This is a genomic window from Vibrio ruber DSM 16370 (genome assembly GCF_900163965.1).
Classification (GTDB): Bacteria; Pseudomonadota; Gammaproteobacteria; order Enterobacterales; family Vibrionaceae; genus Vibrio; species Vibrio ruber.
On the sequence record NZ_FULE01000092.1, the window covers coordinates 1 to 23246 of the forward strand.

Annotated in this window: 2 protein-coding genes; both read left to right on the forward strand. The window is 54.1% G+C overall.

What is annotated here, in order from left to right:
- A partial coding sequence (locus VR7878_RS20405; RefSeq protein ID WP_139344187.1) for a non-ribosomal peptide synthetase occupies positions 1 to 10186 on the forward strand: 10186 nt, incomplete at its 5' end.
- A 15-nt stretch (positions 10187 to 10201) separates the two neighbouring features.
- Positions 10202 to 23245, forward strand: coding sequence for a non-ribosomal peptide synthetase (locus tag VR7878_RS20410; protein WP_077337782.1), 13044 nt, complete (start codon positions 10202 to 10204; stop codon positions 23243 to 23245).
- Position 23246 lies beyond the last annotated feature (1 nt).

Sequence of the window (23246 nt, forward strand, 5' to 3'; positions counted from 1 at the left end):
CCGGAGTGATTTTCAGGTCAAAATCCGGGGATTCCGGATTGAGCTGGGAGAAATCGAGTCTCTGATGCAGGGATATGACGGGATAGCGGATGCGGTGGTTGCCGCGCCGGAGATGGCGGACGGTGAGCCCCGTCTGGTGGGTTACTATGTTGCTGAAGCAGGGACACAATCGGGAGAGGATTTCGAGGATGGTTTAAAAGCCGAATTACGGCGACGTCTGCCGGATTACATGGTGCCGGGGATTTACATGGCGCTGGATGCCTTCCCGCTGACCCCGAATGGTAAGGTAGACCGCAAAGCATTACCTGAAGTTGATGCTTCGTCGCTGCCGCGCCGCACGTATGAAGCACCGCAGGGAGATATGGAAACCAGACTGGCGGTGATTTGGTCTGAGTTATTGGGTGTTGAGCAAGTCGGTCGTTATGACGATTTCTTCGCACTGGGCGGTTATTCGCTGGTTGCGATGCAGCTGATTTCTCGCATTCGTCAACAATTTGAGGTTGAGCTGACATTAGCGGCTGTATTTGGCCAGCCGACCCTCTCTGCATTGGCCGGCGAGCTTGCTGAAGCTTCGCCGACACCCGTGAAATCGGCCATTGAACCATTAGCCACCGATGTGGCCCCACCGCTGTCTCTTGCTCAGCGGCGGCTATGGCTTTTATCTCAAATTGATGATGTGGCAACAACCGCTTACGTGATGGTCGGGCGTTTCACTTTGCGCGGACAACTGAATGTTGCGGCTTTGCAACAAGCGTTTGATCATTTGATCTCGCGTCATCACATCTTACGCACTTGTATCGATATTCGCGATGGTGAGCCGGTACAGCACGTTTTGCCGGAAGGGCAGCGGATGATGCTCACTCAGATCGCCGCAGATGATGTTCAAGCCATGGCATCATTTGCAACAAATATGGATCTTGCTACCGGGCCACTATTTCAGGGACAACTGATAGCGATTGATGCTCAGACACATATTTTGCGTCTGGCGATGCATCACATGATTACCGATGGCTGGTCGATCAATCTGTTGATGAGAGAAGTCAGTCAACTTTATCGAGCTCTTATTGAGGATACCCCGAGTCCGCTGTCACCATTGTCGATTCAGTACGGTGATTTTGCAGCGTGGCAACAGCAATACATACAAGATGATCTGCTGCAACAGCAAAGTGACTATTGGGTTGAGCAGTTACACGGGATTCCGGAATGTCTGACGTTACCGACTGATCGTGCTCGTCCTGCCAAACAGTCCTTTGATGGTGCCGAAATAAAACTCGTGCTGGATAAAGCATTAACCACAGCACTGCAAAGCTTAAGCCGGGCACAGGGTTGTACGCTTTACATGACGTTACTCGCCAGTTGGTCTGCCTTGATGGGGCGTCTTGCCAGTCAGGATGATGTGGTGATCGGTTCTCCGATAGCAGGCCGGACCCGAACTGAATTAGAACAATTGATCGGGATGTTCGTGAATACGCAGGCAATGCGGGTCGATCTGTCTGATAACCCGAACACGATTGAGCTGTTGACGCAGGTGAAAGCGACAGCTCTGGCTGCTCAGGCGCATCAGGAAATTCCGTTTGAACAGGTCGTAGAAGCGGTTGCACCGACACGCAGCTTATCTCACTCACCGGTTTTTCAGGTGATGTTTGCTTTACAAAATGTTCCGGATGGTGAGCTGACGTTACCGGGGCTGTCCATCTCAGCGGTTGAAGCTGAAGTTTCAACGGTACAGTTTGATTTAAATCTCTTTGTCTATCCGTCAGATGATCAGCTTGAGGCTACCCTGCATTATGCAACGGCACTATTTGATGCCGCCACAGTGGAACGTTATCTCGGCTACTGGCAAGCGTTGTTGCAGCAGATGGTAGCGGCACCGACACAAGCGGTCAGCTCCCTGAATATCCTCGCAGATGATGAACGTGACTTGGTGCTCAATCAGTTTAACCAGACACAAACTGCATTCCCCGATGATACCTGCCTGCACACCCTGATTGAGGCGCAGGTGGCGCGTAATCCTGATGCAACCGCCGTGGTATTTGAAGACCAGTCACTCAGTTACGCCGAGCTGAATGCCCGGGCCAACCAACTGGCGCACTGGCTGATTGAGCAGGGCGTGCGTCCTGACAGCCGGGTGGCAGTGTGTCTGGAACGCAGCTGTGAGCTGGTGGTTTCCCTGCTGGCGATTCTCAAAGCGGGCGGTGCCTATGTGCCGCTTGACCCGGGGTATCCGGTTGAGCGGCTGACCTATATGTTGTCCGACAGTGCACCGGTAGCTTTGCTGACCACGGGGGCATTGCGCGACGTGTTGGGTGAAATCCCTGCCAGTACACGTCTGGTGGACTTAGCCTCAGCGGTGCAGCCATGGCTTGATTGCCCGCAGACCAACCCTGAAGTGGCGGAGCTGGCCAATCGTCATCTGGCGTACATCATTTACACCTCCGGTTCAACCGGCTTACCCAAAGGGGTGATGAACGAGCACCGTGGCGTGGTCAACCGGCTGTACTGGATGCAACAGGACTACGGTTTTGGCAGTGATGATGTAGTGTTGCAGAAAACCCCGTTCAGTTTTGATGTCTCGGTGTGGGAGTTCTTCTGTCCGTTATGGTCGGGTGCAACTCTGTTGATGGCCAAGCCGGAAGGACACAAAGACCCGGACTACTTAAAATCGCTGATAACCCGTCAAGGGGTGACTATCCTGCACTTTGTGCCACCAATGTTGCAGAGCTTCCTTGAGGTGGTAAGTCCTGGAGATTGCCCATCATTACGGCTGGTGTTCTGTAGCGGTGAAGCGCTGCCGGCAGAAGCGATTCGTAAGAGCTATGCCCGTCTGCCACAGATTGAATTACATAATCTGTATGGCCCGACGGAAGCGGCGGTGGATGTCACCGCGTGGCACTGTCCGCGGCAACTGGAAGGTGACCGGGTGTCAATTGGTCATCCGGTGGCGAATACTCAGATGTATGTGCTCGACAGTGACGGCCGTCCGGTACCGGTCGGGGTTGAAGGCGAGTTATACATTGGTGGTGTGCAGGTGGCGCGTGGTTATCTGAACCGCGATGAGCTGACCGCAGAGCGGTTTGTTGCCAATCCATACAACGAAGCTTATCCGGTGATGTACCGCACCGGTGATGTGGGTTGCTGGTTAGCGGACGGGACGATTGAGTACCGGGGTCGTAATGACGACCAGGTGAAAATCCGAGGTTTCCGCATCGAGCTGGGTGAAATCAGCTCGGCGTTACAAAGCTGCACCGGGGTGCAGGATGCGGTGGTGATTGCGCGTGCCTTTGGTGAGAATGGCGACAAACAGCTCGTGGGTTACTACACCGCGGTGAATCAGGATACGGTACCGGATGTGGCAACACTGAAAGCTGAATTGTCTGAGCGTTTACCGGCGCATATGGTACCGGCGGTGTATGTACTGATTGATGCAATGCCATTAACACCGAACGGTAAAGTGAACCGTAAAGCGCTGCCTGAGCCGGATATCAGTTCAGTGGTGCGGCATGAATATCAGGCACCGGTCGGGAATGCCGAGGAAAAACTGGCGGCGATTTGGTCTGAGTTATTGGGTGTTGAACAGGTCGGCCGGTCAGACAACTTCTTTGAGCTGGGCGGTCACTCTCTGCTGGCGGTGCGGATGGCTGAGCGACTGCGGCAGCACGGTTATCAGCTCGTGATCCGTCATCTGTTTTCCCGGATCACACTGGCAGAGCTGGCAGAGACTTTGGAACAACAAGATGCCAGCAGCGAAATCGAGATACCGCCGAATCTGATCCCGGACAATTGTCAGCACATCACACCGGAGATGTTACCGCTGGTGACACTCGATCAGAAAGAGATTGATGTGATCAGTCAGACGGTGACTGGCGGTGCTGCCAATATCCAGGATATTTATCCGCTGGCACCGCTCCAGGAAGGTATTCTGTTCCATCACCTGTTAGAGCAACAAGGTGACCCTTATGTGACACGCGTGGTGCAAAGTTTCAGACATGAAACGGATATTGAGACGTTCATCGCTGCGCTCCAGCATGTGGTGCAACGACATGACATTCTGCGTACGGCAGTGGTTTGGGATGGTCTGGAGACGCCTGTTCAGGTGGTTTGGCGTCAGGCTCCGGTTGTACTGCAAACGCTACGGACGGAGCAGCTGGATAATGGCGACAAGAGTGATGATGTTGCCACTCGGTTGTGCCAATACTTTGACCCGGCTGATACCCGAATGGATATTCAGCGGGCGCCGATGATTGAAGCCTATCAAGTGGCCGATCCGGCGCAAGACCGTTGGCTGCTGTGTTTTCTGCTCCATCATTTGTGTAATGATCACACCACGCTGGAACTCCTGATCGAAGAAGTACAAGCCTATATCAGCGGCCGTGAGGCAGAACTGCCAAGGCCGTTACCATTCCGCAACTTTGTTGCTCAGACCACGCAAAAAGCCAATCAAGAGGCGCATCTTGATTATTTCCGCGAGTTGCTTGGTGAGATTGATGAGCCTTGTGATCCCTTCGGGTTGCAAGCCATTGGTGATGATACCCATGTTGAAGCCACGCATGTAGCAATTGCAGATGATGTCGCGCAGACAATCCGTGAGCTGTCCCGGCGTTTCAGCATCAGCCCGGCGGCATTGTTCCATCTGGCGTGGGGTGTGGTTGCCCAGCGAGCCACCGGGCAAGAGGATGTGGTCTTCGGCACAGTTCTGTTTGGCCGGATGGCCGGTGGTGACGGGGCCGATCGGGTGTTAGGGATGTTCCTCAATACCTTGCCGCTGCGAATCTCCCTTGGTGCAGATACTTCAGTTGAATCCGCACTGAGACAGACTCAGCAGCGTTTGGCTGAATTACTTGAACATGAACACACATCTCTCGCCTTGGCACAGCAGTGCAGCGGTGTGAGTAATCACAGCCCGCTATTCAGTTCACTGCTCAACTATCGCTATGAAGGGGGAAGTGCTCAAACGACCCCTGCAGACCAAGGGACACTTGGCACCCTTGAGATGGCGGCAGAGAATACCAACTACCCGCTGACGGTGGCCGTCAATGACATTGTGACGGGTGGCTTCTCGTTAGATATTCATGTCAGTCAGCGTATTGGGGGCGAGCGGGTCGGTGCGATGATCGTGACAGTACTGAATGCGTTAGTGAGCACGCTGATGACTCAGCCTGATGTATCGGTGAGCCGGTTGAAACTGTTACCTGCGGGTGAACGTGATTTAGTGCTCAACCAGTTTAATCAGACCGCAATGCCATATCCCGGGCACGCATGCCTTCACCAGTTATTCGAAAAACAAGCCGTGCAGACCCCTGATGCACCAGCTGTAGTCTCGGGCGATGACTCCTTAAGTTATGCCGCGCTGAATACCCAGGCCAATCAGCTAGCCCATCGCCTGATTGCACTCGGCGTGACGCCGGGCAGCTATGTTGCGGTGATGGTCGAACGCAACTGCGCGATGGTCACCACCTTACTGGCAACGCTCAAAGCCGGTGGTGCCTACGTACCGCTAGACCCGCTGTTCCCGTCCGAGCGGCTGCAATACATGGTGGCCGACAGTCGCCCGGTGGTGCTGATTACCGACGGGACGGTTGATATTGCCGCGACATTCGGTGCGCAGGCGTCGCAGCTACAGGTTTTGACACTCAATCGTGAATCATGGGCGGATGAGCCGACAGATAACCCGGTGGTTCCGGCACTGAGCAGCGAGCATCTGGCGTATGTAATTTATACCTCCGGCTCAACCGGACAACCGAAAGGGGTAATGGTGCCGCATCGCTCGGTGGTCAACTTCCTGACCAGTCAGCAGCATCAGCATCAGGTCAGCGGGGATGACCGCTTACTGGCGGTGACCACGATTTCATTTGATATTCATGTGCTGGAAATCTACCTGCCGCTGTTAAACGGTGCGGCATTGCACCTGGCGGACAAAGCGCTGTCACGGGATGGGGAAGCATTAGCCGCTTATCTTGATAGTCAGGATATCACGCTGTTTCAGGCGACGCCGGCAACGTGGAAGCTGTTATTGGCAGCGGACTGGCAGGGCTCACCGCGGTTAAGCGGTCTGATTGGCGGTGAATCATTCTCGAAAGTTTTGGCGGATGAGATTCTCACTCGCGTCGGTCGGTTATGGAATATGTATGGCCCGACAGAGACCACCGTCTGGTCTGCGACACATCCGTTGAGTTTAACGGATGAGGGGGTATTGATTGGTCAGCCGATAGGCAACACGCGGATTTATATTTTGGATGCGTCGCACCAGCCGGTGCCGGTCGGAGTCAGTGGAGAGATTTATATTGCGGGTGCAGGGGTAACGGCTGGGTATCTTAACCGTGATGACTTAACTGCTGAGCGTTTTATCCCTGACCCGTTTGTGACTGAATCTGACGAGCTGATGTACCAAACCGGTGACTTGGGTCGCTGGGACAGTGAAGGCCGGATTACCTGCTTAGGCCGGAGTGATTTTCAGGTCAAAATCCGGGGATTCCGGATTGAGCTGGGAGAAATCGAGTCTCTGATGCAGGGATATGACGGGATAGCGGATGCGGTGGTTGCCGCGCCGGAGATGGCGGACGGTGAGCCCCGTCTGGTGGGTTACTATGTTGCTGAAGCAGGGACACAATCGGGAGAGGATTTCGAGGATGGTTTAAAAGCCGAATTACGGCGACGTCTGCCGGATTACATGGTACCGGGAATTTACATAGCGCTGGATGCCTTCCCGCTGACCCCGAATGGTAAGGTAGACCGCAAAGCATTACCTGAAGTTGATGCTTCGTCGCTGCCGCGCCGCACGTATGAAGCACCGCAGGGAGATATGGAAACCAGACTGGCGGCGATTTGGTCTGAGTTATTGGGTGTTGAGCAAGTCGGTCGGGCGGACGATTTCTTTGAGCTGGGCGGTCACTCCCTGCTGGCAGTGCGGATGGTCTCTCGGGTACGTGAACAGTTGGGTCGGGAGTTATCACTGGCAACACTGTTTTCCCATTCAACCTTACATGAAGTGGCAGCCCTGCTTGATGAGGCGCAAGGCGCGACATTACCGGCAATTACACCGTTGGCTGAAGGGGAAGCGATTCCATTATCACTGGCACAGAAACGGTTGTGGTTCTTGTCGCAAATGGATCCGGATTCCGCTTCAGCGTACGTAATTTCCGGTGGGCTACGTTTGGAAGGGGCGTTAAACATTGATGCGTTACAGCGGGCGCTGAATCAGATTGTTGCCCGTCATGCACCGTTGCGGACACACTTTGCGGATCTTGATGGTGTTCCTGTGCAGATAGTCAGCAAAGTCCGCCATGAGTTCCCGATCCATTGGTTGGATGGTGAGGCTTTGATCGATGAATTATCACCGTTCCAGCCCCAGTTTGAGTTAACCCGAGGCTCATTAATTCAAGGGCAACTGATCCGGATTCATGAAAACGAGCATTGGTTACGGATAGCCATGCACCACATGATTGCGGATGGCTGGTCGATTGGCGTGCTGACCCGCGAACTCTCGGCTTTATATCGTGCATTCTGTCAGGGACTGGCGGATCCATTACCTCCCTTGCGTATCCAGTATGGTGATTATGCTGCATGGCAGCAGACCCATCTACAGGGTGAAGTACTACAACGTCAGCAGCAGTATTGGACGGAACAACTGCGTGATATTCCCGACTGTCTGACTTTACCGACAGATCGACCTCGTCCGGCGACACAGAATTATACCGGGGCTGCAATTCCGGTCAGTTTATCATCGTCGCTCACGGCATCTTTACGTGAATTCAGTCAGCAGCACCGCTGTACGCTTTACATGACCCTGCTGGCCGGATGGTCGGTGATCATGAGTCGGCTCTCCGGTCAGGAAGATATTGTGATCGGTTCACCGGTTGCCGGTCGAACGCAAACTGAACTGGAAGACTTGATCGGTATGTTTGTCAACACGCAAGCATTACGGATCAACCTAAGTGAGCAGCCGGATAGCGTGACATTGCTGAATCAGATCAAAACGACATCGCTACAGGCGCAGGCACATCAGGATATCCCGTTTGAGCAGGTCGTTGAGGCCGTTACGCCCGCACGGAGTCTTGCGCATAGTCCAATCTTTCAGGTGTTGTTTGCACTACAAAACTTACCGGAAGAACAGATTGAGCTCGATGGTATGCATCTGTCGTTGTTAGCGGAAGAATCCAATAGTGCCCAGTTTGATCTGAGTTTGATCGTTCATGAGTCCGCCGATCGCATTGAAGGAGCGCTGAATTATGCGGCAGCACTATTTGAGCCTGAAACCGTACAACGCTACCTCAGCTACTGGATTACCTTGTTAGAAGCAATGGTGCGCCAGCCTGAGTTACCGGTGAACGCACTGCCGATGCTGACCGACAGTGAGCAGCAACACCTGCTCCACCATATCAATCAGACCCATAACCCTTATCCGTCCGATTGCGGGGTACATACGCTGTTCAGCCAACAGGCAAGCACATCACCGGATGCGATTGCCGTTATCACTGAAACCGGCGAATGGCATTATGCCGCGTTAGAAGCACGCGCCAATGCGCTGGCACAGCGGCTGCAAACCCTTGGTGTGACTGTCGGGCAGCGGGTTGCGGTGCGCTTGCCGCGATCAGCGGCGTTAGTGGTGGCGGAGCTGGCGATTCTCAAAGTCGGTGCGGTGTATGTCCCGCTTGATCCCGCAGCACCAGCGGAGCGGCTCGACTATGTGCTCTGCGACAGTGGTGCAACGCTCATGCTTGCAGAGCCCGGTACCGCGGATGATTACCCGTCTCAGCAGATCTTAGAGCTGACACCGTCACTGCTTAATGAGACCCGTGATGAACCGATCGCGGTTGCTGTCAGCGGTGATGCGCCGGCCTATGTGATGTACACCTCGGGCTCGACCGGTCAGCCAAAAGGTGTCGTCGTGCCACATCGGGCGATTGCCAGACTGGTGCTGAATAACGGTTATATGGCGGTGCAACCGTCAGACCGGGTCGCGCTGGCGGCCAACCCTGCCTTTGATGCCACTACCTTAGAAGTATGGGCTCCGCTGCTCAATGGTGCTGCTGTCGTGGTGATTGAGCAAGAGACGTTACTCAACGTACAGTCTTTTGCCCAAGCGCTGATTCATCATCGGGTCAGTATTCTGTGGCTGACGGTGGGGCTGTTCAATCAGTATGCGCAAGGGTTAAAAGCAGTGTTGCCAAGTCTGCGTTATCTGCTGGTGGGCGGCGATGCCCTTGACCCGGCCGTAATCCGTCGGGTGCTGGCGGAGAGTGCGCCACAACATCTGCTCAATGGTTACGGCCCGACAGAAACCACCACATTTGCCTTAACTCATGCAATCACGTCAGTTGATGAAGACGCGGTAAGTATTCCGCTGGGTCGTCCGATTGGGAATACCCAAGTCTATCTGCTCAACACACACGGCCAGCCGGTGCCACAAGGCGTGGTAGGAGAGCTGCATATCGGCGGTGACGGTGTGGCGTTGGGTTATCTCAATCAGGATGAGCTGACCGCAGAGCGGTTTATCCCAGACCCGTATTCATCACGCCCGGATGCGCGGATGTACCGGACGGGTGACCTTGGATATTTGCGAGCCGACGGGACAATCGAGTTTGTCGGGCGGAATGATTTTCAGGTCAAGGTCCGGGGTTTCCGGATTGAGCTGGGTGAGATTGAGTCAGCGCTGGTGTCATGTGGTGTGGCGTCAGCGGTGGTGATTGCCAGCGGCGATGCTGCATCGAAACGACTGGTGGCTTACTTCACAGCGGGTGATGAGGCTTTGACGGCAAGTGAACTGAAGTCGCGTTTGGCGAAGCATTTACCGGATTACATGGTACCGGCGGCTTATGTTGCGCTGGCAGAGATGCCGCTGACGGCCAACGGTAAGGTGGATCGCAAAGCATTGCCGGAGCCGGATGAAACAGCATTGGTTCGCCGGGAATATGAAGCGCCATTGGGCGAACTCGAAGAGATGGTTGCCGAGATTTGGCAAGCGCTGCTTCAGGTTGAAGCTGTCGGTCGTCAGGATAGTTTCTTTGAGCTGGGCGGGCATTCATTGCTGGCTGCCCAATTGATTTCAAGAATTCGCAATGAACTGGATTTGGAAGTGCCATTGGTTGAGCTTTTCTCTCATCCCACATTAGCCGCGTTCAGTCAACGTGTGGCTTACATCGGTCTTGCTGAGTTTGATGTCAGCGATTTAATGGATTTAGCAGAATAATGGGAGACATACACCATGAGTACAAATGATGATTTAGGTGCATCAATGAATAACTTATCTGGCGATGATGTCGTCAAATTATTTGAGTTGGCAAAAGCACGAGGCCTGAAGCGGAAAAAGAAAGAAAAGCCAGCAGCTATTGAGCCGGTGCCCCGTTCTCCGGAAGGGGAACCTTTAGCACTGGCACAGCGACGCATTTGGTTCCTGTCTGAAATGGAGCAGAGTGCATCGGATGCCTATATTATCAACGGTTCATTCCGGCTGAAGGGGCAACTTGATGTTGCCATGTTACGAGCAACACTGGATCAGATGGTTTCTCGTCATGAGTCACTCAGAACGGTGTTTATTACCCGGGATGGTCAGCCCTTACAACGGATCATGCCTGCGGATACCCGATTTTTACTCAATGAGATCCCGTGCGATCAACTTGATCGCATCGATCTCTCAGAACCTTATCTCCCCCATTTTGATCTATCAACCGGGCCGTTGGTCAGGGCTGAACTGGTTCATATTCAGGAACATGAGTTCGTGCTGCGTGTCGCGTTACATCATGCCATCGCCGATGGTTGGTCGATGAGTGTGTTTATCCGCGAAGTCGGCATGCTGTATGCCGCATTGTGTCAGGGGCAAAGCAATCCGTTGCCACCGTTACCGATTCAGTTTGCCGATTATGCTCACTGGCAACAATCTTTTGCCGAATCGGTCATTCCCCGTCAACGAGACTACTGGATTGAGCAACTGAGAGATGCGCCGGAGTGTCTGGCGCTCAAAACCGATTTTCCTCGTCCTGCCGTGCAAGATCATGCCGGTGCCAGTGTGAATTTCACGTTAGATCCGGCGCTGACCGCAGCATTGAAAGCATTGGGACAGCGTCATGATACCACCTTGTTTATGACGTTGTTTGCCAGTTGGGCAACGTTGATGAGCAGGCTGTCCAGTCAGGATGATGTGGTGATCGGGGCTCCGATTGCCGGACGTAATCGCGCGGAGCTGGAAGGTCTGATCGGGATGTTCGTCAACACGCAGGCGCTCCGGGTAGATTTAAGCCAGCAGCCCGATACGCCCGCGTTACTGGCACAAGTGAAAAACATGGCACTGGCAGCGCAGTCGAATCAGGATATTCCGTTTGAACAGGTGGTTGAGGCGACGCTGACAAGCCGGGATCCGGCTTATACCCCACTGTTTCAGGTGATTTTTGCGCTTCAGAACTTGCCGGACTCAACGTTGAGCCTGCCCGGAATTTCCTTATCTCCCGAAGAAGAGCCGTTTAAGACCGCGAAGTTTGATTTGAGTCTGCTGCTGAGTGAAGCTGATGACACCTTGTCTGGCTATCTGAATTATGCGACTGCCTTGTTTAAACAGGCGACCGTGGAGCGTTATCTCGGTTATTGGATCCGTTTACTGCAAGGTATGGTTGAACAGCCTGAATTACCGGTCACCGCGTTACCGATTCTCGGTGAGGATGAATTCCAAACGGTCATTCATCAATACAACCAGACCCGTTACGATTATCCCGCAGATAAGGGCGTTCATAGGCTGTTTACAGAGCAGGTTAATGCATCTCCCGATGCGACAGCGGTGGTGACCGATGATGGCGATCTGACTTATGCCATGCTCGAGGCGCGGGCGAATGCATTCGCTTACCGACTGCAGACACTTGGCGTTCAGCCGGGACAGCGCGTCGCCATTCTGCTGCCGCGCTCCGCGGCTTTGATTCAGGCTGAGCTGGCGATTCTCAAAGTCGGGGCCGTGTATGTGCCGCTTGACCCGGCCGCACCGACAGAGCGACTGGACTATATACTGGACAATAGCGGTGCGACGATTTTGATTGCAGAACCCGGTGTCGCAGCAGACTACCCGGCGCTGAAAGTATTGGAGATGGATGCTGCGCTGATCACTGCGACGCGTGATGAACCGGTGTCGGTGCCGGTCAGTGGTGAGGCTCCGGCTTATGTGATGTACACCTCTGGCTCAACGGGACAGCCAAAAGGCGTTGTCGTATCCCACAGAGGGATTTCACGGCTGGTGATCAATAATGGTTATATGACGGTGCGCACCGCTGACCGTTTTTCATTTGCAGCCAACCCTGCCTTTGATGCGACCACATTTGAAGTGTGGGCTCCGTTGCTCAATGGCGCGACGGTGGTGGTCATTGATCAGGAGACGTTACTGAACGTTCAGGCGCTTGAGCTGGCATTGATCAATCACCAAGTCAGCGTGTTGTGGATGACGATTGGCTTGTTCAATCAGTATGCACAAGATTTGAAAACGGTGTTACCGGGACTGCGCTATCTACTATTTGGCGGGGATTCACCTGATCCAATGGTGATCCGACGCGTGTTGTCCGAGGGTGCGCCACAGCATGTGGTGCATTGCTATGGCCCGACGGAAACCACCACCTTTGCTGCAACACATGAAGTGATCGCCGTGGATGAGGATGCCGTGAACATTCCGCTTGGCTATCCGATTGGCAATACTCAGATATATCTGCTGAACAGTCAGGGGCAACCGGTCCCACAAGGCGTGGTCGGTGAATTATATATCGGTGGTGACGGGGTCGCATTGGGGTATCTCAATCAAGATGAGTTGACTGCTGAACGTTTTATTCCAGATCCATACTCACCGCAGCCAAATGCACGGATGTATAAAACCGGTGATTTAGGTTACAGACACCCGGACGGCACGGTAGAATTTATCGGCCGGAACGATTTTCAGGTCAAAATTCGCGGATTCCGGATTGAATTGGGTGAAATTGAAGTGGCATTGCTCTCCAGTGGTGCTGACAGTGCGGTTGTGCTTGCCCAAGGTTCGGATGCCGGTTCGAAACGTCTTGTCGCTTATTTTACGACACAAGATCAGCAAGTCACGGCAGCCGAACTGAAAGCGCGATTAGCTGAGCGTTTGCCCGATTATATGGTGCCGAAGGCTTATGTAGTTCTGGATAAAATGCCGCTCAACGCCAATGGTAAGGTTGACCGCAAAGCCCTGCCGGAGCCCGATGAAAGTGCTTTTGTCCGTCAGGCATTCATCGCTCCGCAAGGTATCGCTGAATCGACCTTGGCTGACATCTGGTCTGCGTTACTCGGTGTAGAACACGTAGGGCGGGATGATAACTTCTTTGAACTCGGCGGACAGTCGTTACTGGCGGTGCAAATGATCGAGCGGTTACGTCAGCGGGGCTATCAGATGGTGATTCGGGATCTGTTTGCCCGGCCGACACTGGCTGCGCTGGCTGAAACACTGGTTGCGCTTAACCCGGCTCAGCAGCATGAAATTCCGCCCAATCTCATTCCGGCGGATTGTCAGCACATTACGCCGGAGATGTTACCGTTGGTGACGCTGAACCAGTCAGAGATCGATCTGATCAGTGAGACTGTGGCTGGCGGTGCGGGCAATATTCAGGATATTTATCCGCTGGCACCACTACAAGAAGGCATCTTATTCCACCATTTATTGGCTGAACAAGGCGACCCGTATATTACCCGGTTTATTCAAGGTTTCAGCAGTGAGACTGAAATTGAGATATTTATCACTGCGCTTCAGCAAGTGGTGCAACGGCATGACATTTTACGCACAGCCGTCGTTTGGGATGGTCTCGAAACACCGGTTCAAGTCGTGTGGCGTGAAGCACCGGTGGTGCTGAAAACTCTGCACGTTTCTCAATTGGATCACGCTGGACAGACGGATGATGTTGCCGAGGCGTTGAGCCGTCATTTTGACCCGACCCACACCCGAATGGATATTCAGCGGGCTCCGATGATTGAAATCTATCAAGTTGCAGATCCGGCGCAAGACCGTTGGTTGTTGTGCTTTCTGTTCCATCATCTGTGTAATGACCACACCACGCTGGAATTGCTGGTTGAAGAGGTACAGTCCTACATCGTGGGACGGGAAGCGCAGCTGCCTAAGCCGCTACCGTTCCGTAACTTTGTCGCGAAAACGACCTTGAATCCCGCTGACCGAGAGCAACATTTACGTTATTTTCAAGCGTTGCTGGGTGACCTTGATGAACCTTGTGTGCCCTTTGGGCTGCAAACACAAGATGAGCTGGCCGAAGGTGTGCATGTGGCCATTGAGCCGCATCTGTCTGAGCAGTTACGCCTGCTGGCACGCCAAAAAGGTTTAAGTCCGGCAGCACTGTTCCATTTGGCATGGGGACTTGTGGTTCGCATGGCGACAGGACAGGACGACGTGGTTTTCGGCACGGTTCTGTTCGGTCGGATGGCCGGTGGTGAAGGGGCTGACCGCGTACTCGGCATGTTCCTCAATACCCTGCCGCTGCGCCTTTCGTTTGCCGACGCATCGGCAGAATCAGCGCTGGATCAGACCCAACAAAGGTTAGGGGAGCTATTGGAGCATGAACATACCTCATTAGCACTTGCACAACAGTGCAGTGGTGTGAGCAATCAGACGTCACTGTTCAGTTCGCTATTGAATTATCGTTATCAGGGCGGCAGTGCGCAGCAGACCGAGGAGACAAATGCGCTCGGGTCGGTTGTTTTCGCCGCTGAAAACACCAACTATCCGATCACGGTGGCGATCAACGACATTGTTCACGGTGGATTCTCGTTAGATATTCATGTCAGTCAGCGTATCGGCGGTGAGCGGGTCGGAGCGATGCTAGTGACCGCGTTAAGCGGATTAGTCGACGCATTGATGACACCGTCTGATACGTCAATTCGTCAGTTAAATCTGTTACCGGCTGATGAGCAAGACTTAGTGCTCAATCAGTTCAACCAGACGCAAACCGAATTCCCCGATGATACCTGCCTGCATACCCTGATTGAGGGGCAGGTGGCGCGTAATCCGGATGCAACCGCCGTGATATTTGAAGACCAGTCGCTCAGTTACGCTGAGCTGAATGCCCGGGCCAACCAACTGGCGCACTGGCTGATTGAGCAGGGCGTGCGTCCTGACAGCCGGGTGGCAGTGTGTCTGGAACGCAGCTGTGAGCTGGTGGTCTCCCTGCTGGCGATTCTCAAAGCGGGCGGTGCCTATGTGCCGCTTGACCCGGGTTATCCGGCTGAGCGGCTGACCTATATGTTGTCCGACAGTGCGCCGGTAGCTTTGCTGACCACAGGCTCCTTACTTGATGTATTGGATGAGATTCCCGAGAGTACCCGAATGGTGGACTTAGCCTCGGCGGTTCAGCCGTGGCTTGATTGCCCACAGACCAACCCGGAAATGGCGGAGCTGACCAATCGTCATCTGGCGTACATCATTTACACCTCCGGCTCAACCGGCTTACCCAAAGGGGTGATGAACGAGCACCGTGGTGTGGTCAACCGGCTGTACTGGATGCAACAGGACTACGGTTTTAGTGCCGATGATGTGGTGTTGCAGAAAACCCCGTTCAGTTTTGATGTCTCGGTGTGGGAGTTCTTCTGTCCGTTATGGTCGGGTGCAACTCTGTTGATGGCCAAGCCGGAAGGACATAAAGACCCGGACTACTTAAAATCGCTGATAACCCGTCAAGGGGTGACTATCCTGCACTTTGTGCCGCCGATGTTGCAGAGCTTCCTTGAGGTGGTGAGCCCTGGAGATTGCCCATCATTACGGCTGGTGTTCTGTAGTGGTGAAGCGCTGCCGGCAGAAGCGATTCGTAAGAGCTATGCGCGACTGCCACAGATTGAATTACATAACCTGTATGGCCCGACGGAAGCGGCGGTGGATGTCACTGCGTGGCACTGTCCGCGACAACTGGAAGGTGACCGGGTGTCAATTGGTCATCCGGTAGCGAATACCCAGATGTATGTGCTCGACAGTGACGGCCGACCGGTTCCGGTCGGGGTTGAAGGAGAGTTATACATTGGTGGTGTGCAGGTGGCGCGTGGTTATCTGAACCGTGATGAGCTGACCGCAGAGCGCTTTGTTGCCAATCCATACAACGAAGCTTATCCGGTGATGTATCGCACCGGTGATGTGGGTTGCTGGTTAGCGGACGGGACGATTGAGTATCGGGGTCGTAATGACGACCAGGTGAAAATCCGGGGTTTCCGGATTGAGCTGGGTGAAATCAGCTCGGCGTTACAAAGCTGTACCGGGGTGCAGGATGCGGTGGTGATTGCGCGTGCCTTTGGTGAGAATGGCGACAAACAGCTCGTCGGTTACTACACCGCGGTGAATCAGGATGCGGTACCGGATGTGGCGACACTGAAAGCTGAATTGTCTGAGCGTTTACCGGCGCATATGGTACCGGCGGTGTATGTACTGATTGATGCGATGCCATTAACACCGAACGGTAAAGTGAACCGCAAAGCGCTGCCTGAGCCGGATATCAGTTCAGTGGTGCGACATGAATATCAGGCACCGGTCGGGGATGCCGAGGAAAAACTGGCGGCGATTTGGTCTGAGTTATTGGGCGTCGAGCAAGTCGGCCGTGCCGATAACTTCTTTGAGCTGGGCGGTCACTCTCTGCTGGCAGTGCGGATGGCTGAGCGACTGCGGCAGCACGGTTATCAGCTCGTGATCCGTCATCTGTTTTCCCGGGTCACACTGGCAGAGCTGGCGGAAACGTTACAAATCCGAGACTCTAAATCTGAGTGTGAGATACCGCCGAATCTGATCCCGGACAATTGTCAGCACATCACACCGGAGATGTTACCGCTGGTGACACTCGATCAGAAAGAGATTGATGTGATCAGTCAGACGGTGACTGGCGGTGCTGCCAACATCCAGGATATTTATCCGCTGGCACCGCTCCAAGAAGGTATTTTGTTCCATCACCTGTTAGAGCAACAAGGTGACCCTTATGTAACGCGCGTAGTACAAAGTTTCAAACATGAAGCAGATATTGAGACGTTCATCGCTGCGCTCCAGCATGTGGTGCAACGACATGACATTCTGCGTACGGCGGTGGTTTGGGATGGTATTGAAACCCCGTTGCAAGTGGTCTGGCGTCAGGCTCCGATCGTTCTGCAAACCCTACCGGCAAGCCAATTGTGTCACGCAGATGGTCAAGATGGTGTTGCTCACACCGAGGATATGGTGACACGCTTATGCCGTCATTTTGATCCGGCTCATACGCGGATAGATATCCAGCGGGCGCCGATGATTGAAGCCTATCAAGTGGCCGATCCGGCGCAAGACCGCTGGCTGCTGTGTTTTCTGCTCCATCATTTGTGTAATGATCACACTACGCTGGAACTCCTGATCGAAGAGGTACAAGCCTATCTCAGCGGCCGTGAGACGGAACTGCCAAGGCCGTTACCATTCCGTAATTTTGTGGCTCAGACCACGTTGAAAGTGAATCAAGAGGCGCATCTTGATTATTTCCGCGAACTGCTTGGCGATATTGATGAGCCTTGTGATCCCTTCGGGTTGCAGGCCAGCGGTGATAACGCTGATGTGGCTGCAACACATATGACTGTCGCAGACCATATTGCTCAGGAGATCCGTGAGCTGTCCCGGCATCTCAGTATCAGTCCGGCGGCATTGTTCCATCTGGCGTGGGGTGTGGTTGCCCAGCGAGCCACCGGACAAGAGGACGTGGTCTTCGGCACGGTCTTATTTGGTCGGATGGCCGGTGGTGACGGGGCTGACCGCGTACTCGGCATGTTCCTCAATACCTTACCGCTGCGGATCTCCCTTGGCGCAGACATTTCAGTTGAATCTGCGCTGATGCAGACTCAGCAGCGTTTGGCTGAATTGCTCGAACGTGAGCATACGTCTCTCGCTTTGGCACAACAGTGCAGTGGTGTGAGCAATCAGACGCCATTGTTCAGTTCATTGCTCAATTACCGCTATCAAGGGGGAAGCAACCAGACCACGGTTGATGAGCAAACTGAGCTCGGTTCGCTTGAAGTGGCGGCAGAGAATACCAACTACCCGCTGACGGTGGCCGTCAATGACATTGTGACGGGTGGATTTTCATTGGATATCCATGTCAGTTCACGCTTCAGTGGCGAGCGCGTCGGGACAATGCTCATGGTTGCTCTGGAAACGCTGGTCAGCCAGCTGTCGGTGCAACCTGCTGCGCCGATCAGCCAACTCGGTATCCTCTCTGACACCGAACGAGACCTTGTGCTCAATCAGTTTAACCAGACGGAGACTACATTCCCCGATGATACCTGCCTGCACACTCTGATTGAGTCGCAGGTGGCACGTAATCCGGATGCGACCGCCGTGGTATTTGAAGACCAGTCACTCAGTTATGCCGAGCTGAATGCCCGGGCCAACCAACTGGCGCACTGGCTGATTGAACAGGGCGTGCGCCCTGACAGCCGGGTGGCAGTGTGTCTGGAACGCAGCTGTGAGCTGGTGGTCTCGCTGCTGGCGATTCTTAAAGCGGGCGGTGCCTATGTGCCGCTTGACCCGGGTTATCCGACTGAGCGGCTGACCTATATGTTGTCTGATAGTGCCCCGGTAGCTTTGTTGACCACAGGCTCTTTACTTGATGTGTTGGGTGAGATTCCCGAGAGCACCCGACTGGTGGACTTAGCCTCGGTAGTGCAGCCATGGCTTGATTGCCCGCAGACCAACCCGGAAGTGGCGGAGCTGACCAATCGTCATCTGGCGTACATCATTTATACCTCCGGTTCAACCGGCTTACCCAAAGGGGTGATGAACGAGCACCGTGGCGTGGTCAACCGTCTGTACTGGATGCAACAAGACTACGGCTTTGGCAGTGATGATGTGGTGTTGCAGAAAACCCCGTTCAGTTTTGATGTCTCGGTATGGGAGTTCTTCTGTCCGTTATGGTCAGGGGCAACTCTGTTGATGGCCAAGCCGGAAGGACACAAAGACCCGGACTACTTAAAATCGCTGATAACCAATCAAGGGGTGACCATCTTGCACTTTGTGCCACCGATGTTGCAGAGCTTCCTTGAGGTGGTGAGTCCCAATGATTGCCCATCACTACGACTGGTGTTCTGTAGTGGTGAAGCGCTTCCGGCAGAAGCGATTCGTAAGAGCTATGCGCGACTGCCACAGATTGAATTACATAACCTGTATGGTCCGACGGAAGCAGCGGTGGATGTCACCGCATGGCACTGTCCGCGGCAGCTTGAGGGTGACCGGGTGTCAATTGGTCATCCGGTAGCGAATACCCAGATGTATGTGCTCGACAGTGACGGCCGTCCGGTACCGGTCGGGGTTGAAGGCGAGTTATACATTGGTGGTGTGCAGGTGGCGCGTGGTTATCTGAACCGCGATGAGCTGACCGCAGAGCGGTTTGTTGCCAATCCATACAACGAAGCTTATCCGGTGATGTACCGCACCGGTGATGTGGGTTGCTGGTTAGCGGACGGGACGATTGAGTACCGGGGTCGTAATGACGACCAGGTGAAAATCCGGGGTTTCCGGATTGAGCTGGGTGAAATCAGCTCGGCGTTACAAAGCTGTACCGGGGTGCAGGATGCGGTGGTGATTGCGCGTGCCTTTGGTGAGAATGGCGACAAACAGCTCGTCGGTTACTACACCGCGGTGAATCAGGATGCGGTACCGGATGTGGCGACACTGAAAGCTGAATTGTCTGAGCGTTTACCGGCGCATATGGTACCGGCGGTGTATGTACTGATTGATGCAATGCCATTAACACCGAACGGTAAAGTGAACCGTAAAGCGCTGCCTGAGCCGGATATCAGTTCAGTGGTGCGGCATGAATATCAGGCACCGGTCGGGGATGCCGAGGAAAAACTGGCGGCGATTTGGTCTGAGCTATTGGGTGTCGAGCAAGTCGGCCGTGCCGATAACTTCTTTGAGCTGGGCGGTCACTCTCTGCTGGCGGTGCGGATGGTCTCTCGGGTACGTGAGCAGTTAGGCCGTGAATTATCACTGGCAGCACTGTTCTCCCATTCAACCTTACATGAAGTGGTAGCCCTGCTCGATGAGGCGCAAGGCGCGACATTACCGGCAATTACCCCGTTGGCTGAAGGGGAAGCAATTCCATTGTCACTGGCGCAGAAACGGTTGTGGTTCTTGTCACAAATGGATGAACAGGCCACAGCCGCTTATACCGTACCAAGAAGCGTGCGGCTGCAAGGCAAATTAGATGTCGATGCATTACAACGGGCACTGGATCAGATTATCGCCCGCCATGCCACATTACGGACGCACTTTGCTTTGATTGATGATGAACCACTACAGGTGGTGAGTGAGCCGAGTGTCGGGTTCCCGTTGACCTACCTTGACGGTGAAGGTGTGATGGATGAGCTGGCACCACTGTCACCAACGTTTGATCTTTCGCAGGGGCCTCTGGTTCAGGGGCAGTTAATTCGTGTCGCTGATAATGAGCACTGGTTGCGGATTGTGATGCACCATATGATCACCGATGGTTGGTCGATGGGGATCTTCAACAGTGAGCTGGCGACGCTCTATACCGCCCACTGTAACGGCGAGGCTGACCCGCTGCCGCCACTGACGATTCAGTATGGCGATTATGCGGCATGGCAGCAGACCCATCTACAGGGCGAAGTATTGCAACATCAGCAACAATATTGGACAGAACAGTTACGTGATATTCCTGATTGCCTGACCTTGCCGACGGATTATCCGCGTCCGGCACATCAGGATTACCGCGGTGCCAGTCTGCCGGTTACACTCAGCCGCGAATTGACCGAACAACTGCGCCATTTGAGTCAACACAGCGGTTGTACACTCTACATGACACTGCTGGCCGGATGGTCGGTGGCGCTGGGACGTCTCGCCGGTCAGGATGATATCGTGATCGGTTCCCCGATAGCCGGACGCACCCAGCGTGATGTTGAAGATTTGATCGGCATGTTTGTCAATAGTATGGCGATGCGGGTTCAGTTGACAGATTCGATCAACACATCTGCTTTGTTAGCTCAGGTTAAAGAAACCGCGCTGGCGGCTCAAGCCAATCAGGATATGCCGTTCGAGCAAGTGGTTGAAACGGTCGCACCGGTGCGCAGCTTGTCTCATGCCCCGATTTTCCAAGTAATGTTCGCGTTGCAGAATACACCGACGGATCAGATCCAACTGCCGGATCTCACACTGGAAGCTCTGGACAGTGAAATCTCAACGGCACAGTTTGATCTCAGTCTTGAAGTCCATGAACACGATGGTGGGATCAGTGGTTATCTGACCTACGCCACGGCATTGTTTGAGCCGGAAACCGTACAACGCTACCTCAACTATTGGACAACGCTGTTAGAAGCAATGGTGCACCAGCCTGAGTTACCGGTGAGCGCACTACCGATGCTGACCGACAGTGAGCAGCAACACCTGCTCCGCGACGTCAATCAGACCTATAACCCCTATCCGTCCGATTGCGGAGTGCATACGCTGTTCAGTCAACAGGCAAGCACATCACCTGAGGCGATTGCCGTGATCACTGAAACCGGTGAATGGCATTATGCCGCGTTAGAAGCTCGCGCCAATGCGCTGGCACAGCGGCTGCAAACCCTTGGCGTGACTGTCGGGCAGCGGGTTGCGGTACGCTTGCCGCGTTCAGCAGCGTTAGTGGTCGCGGAGCTGGCGATTCTCAAAGCCGGTGGGGTGTATGTCCCGCTTGACCCGAATGCCCCGGCCGAGCGTCAGCGTTATGTTCTGGATGATTGTGGTGCCAGCGTATTGGTGACTGAGACGCAGATTACTGGGTCGGAAACAACTTTCGATACCTCGCGACTCACCGTCGTGACGCTGACAGATTCACTGCTGGAGGAACTGCTGAACGAACATGGTGCAGCATCCGTGTCGGTCGCTGTCAGCGGTGACGCGCCGGCTTATGTGATGTACACCTCAGGCTCGACCGGTCAGCCAAAAGGTGTCGTTGTGCCACATCGGGCGATTGCCAGACTGGTGCTGAATAACGGTTATATGGCGGTGCAACCGTCAGACCGGGTCGCGCTGGCGGCCAACCCTGCCTTTGATGCCACTACCTTAGAAGTGTGGGCTCCGCTGCTCAATGGAGCGGCGGTCGTGGTGATTGAGCAAGAGACGTTACTCAACGTACAGTCTTTCGCCCAAGCGCTGATTCATCATCGGGTCAGTATTCTGTGGCTGACGGTGGGGCTGTTCAATCAGTATGCGCAAGGGTTAAAAGCAGTGTTGCCAAGTTTGCGTTATCTGCTGGTGGGCGGCGATGCCCTTGACCCGGCCGTAATCCGTCGGGTGCTGGCGGAGAGTGCGCCACAACATCTGCTCAACGGTTACGGCCCGACAGAAACCACCACATTTGCCTTAACTCATGCAATCACGTCAGTTGATGAAGACGCGGTAAGCATTCCGCTGGGTCGTCCGATTGGGAATACCCAAGTCTATCTGCTCAACACACACGGCCAGCCGGTGCCACAAGGCGTGGTGGGAGAGCTGCATATCGGCGGTGACGGTGTGGCGTTGGGTTATCTCAATCAGGATGAGCTGACCGCAGAGCGGTTTATCCCAGACCCGTATTCATCACGCCCGGATGCGCGGATGTACCGGACGGGTGACCTTGGATATTTGCGAGCCGACGGGACAATCGAGTTTGTCGGGCGGAATGATTTTCAGGTCAAGGTCCGGGGCTTCCGGATTGAGCTGGGCGAGATTGAGTCAGCGTTGGTGTCATGTGGTGTGGCGTCAGCGGTGGTAATTGCCAGCGGTGATGCTGCATCGAAACGGCTGGTCGCTTACTTCACACCGGGTGATGAAGCATTGACGACAAGTGAACTGAAGTCGCGTTTGGCGACGAATCTACCGGATTACATGGTACCGGCGGCTTATGTTGCGCTGGCAGAGATGCCGCTGACGGCCAACGGTAAGGTGGATCGCAAAGCATTGCCGGAGCCGGATGAGACGGCTTTTGTCGTGCGGCAATACGAAGCACCGAAGAATGCCATGGAGACGACACTGGCTGAAATTTGGAGTCAGTTACTTAATGTGGAACGGGTGGGGCGTCAGGATGATTTCTTTGAATTAGGCGGACACTCGCTGTTAGCGGTTCGACTGATTTCAGAGATTCAGCACCGGCTGCGGATAGAGGTGACAATTACCGAGCTTTTTGAGCATTCTGTGCTCTCTGTGTTAGCCATGAAGCTGGCTTATATCAAACTTTCTGCTTTTGCATCACAGGATATTGAAAATGTGGCGCAGCGTTTAGCTAAAGGGAAGAAATAAT

Bases quoted from the DNA above. Each gene is read 5' to 3' on its own strand.
- VR7878_RS20410 (WP_077337782.1), top strand. From the start codon at position 10,202: ATGAGTACAAATGATGATTTAGGTGCATCAATGAATAACTTATCTGGC.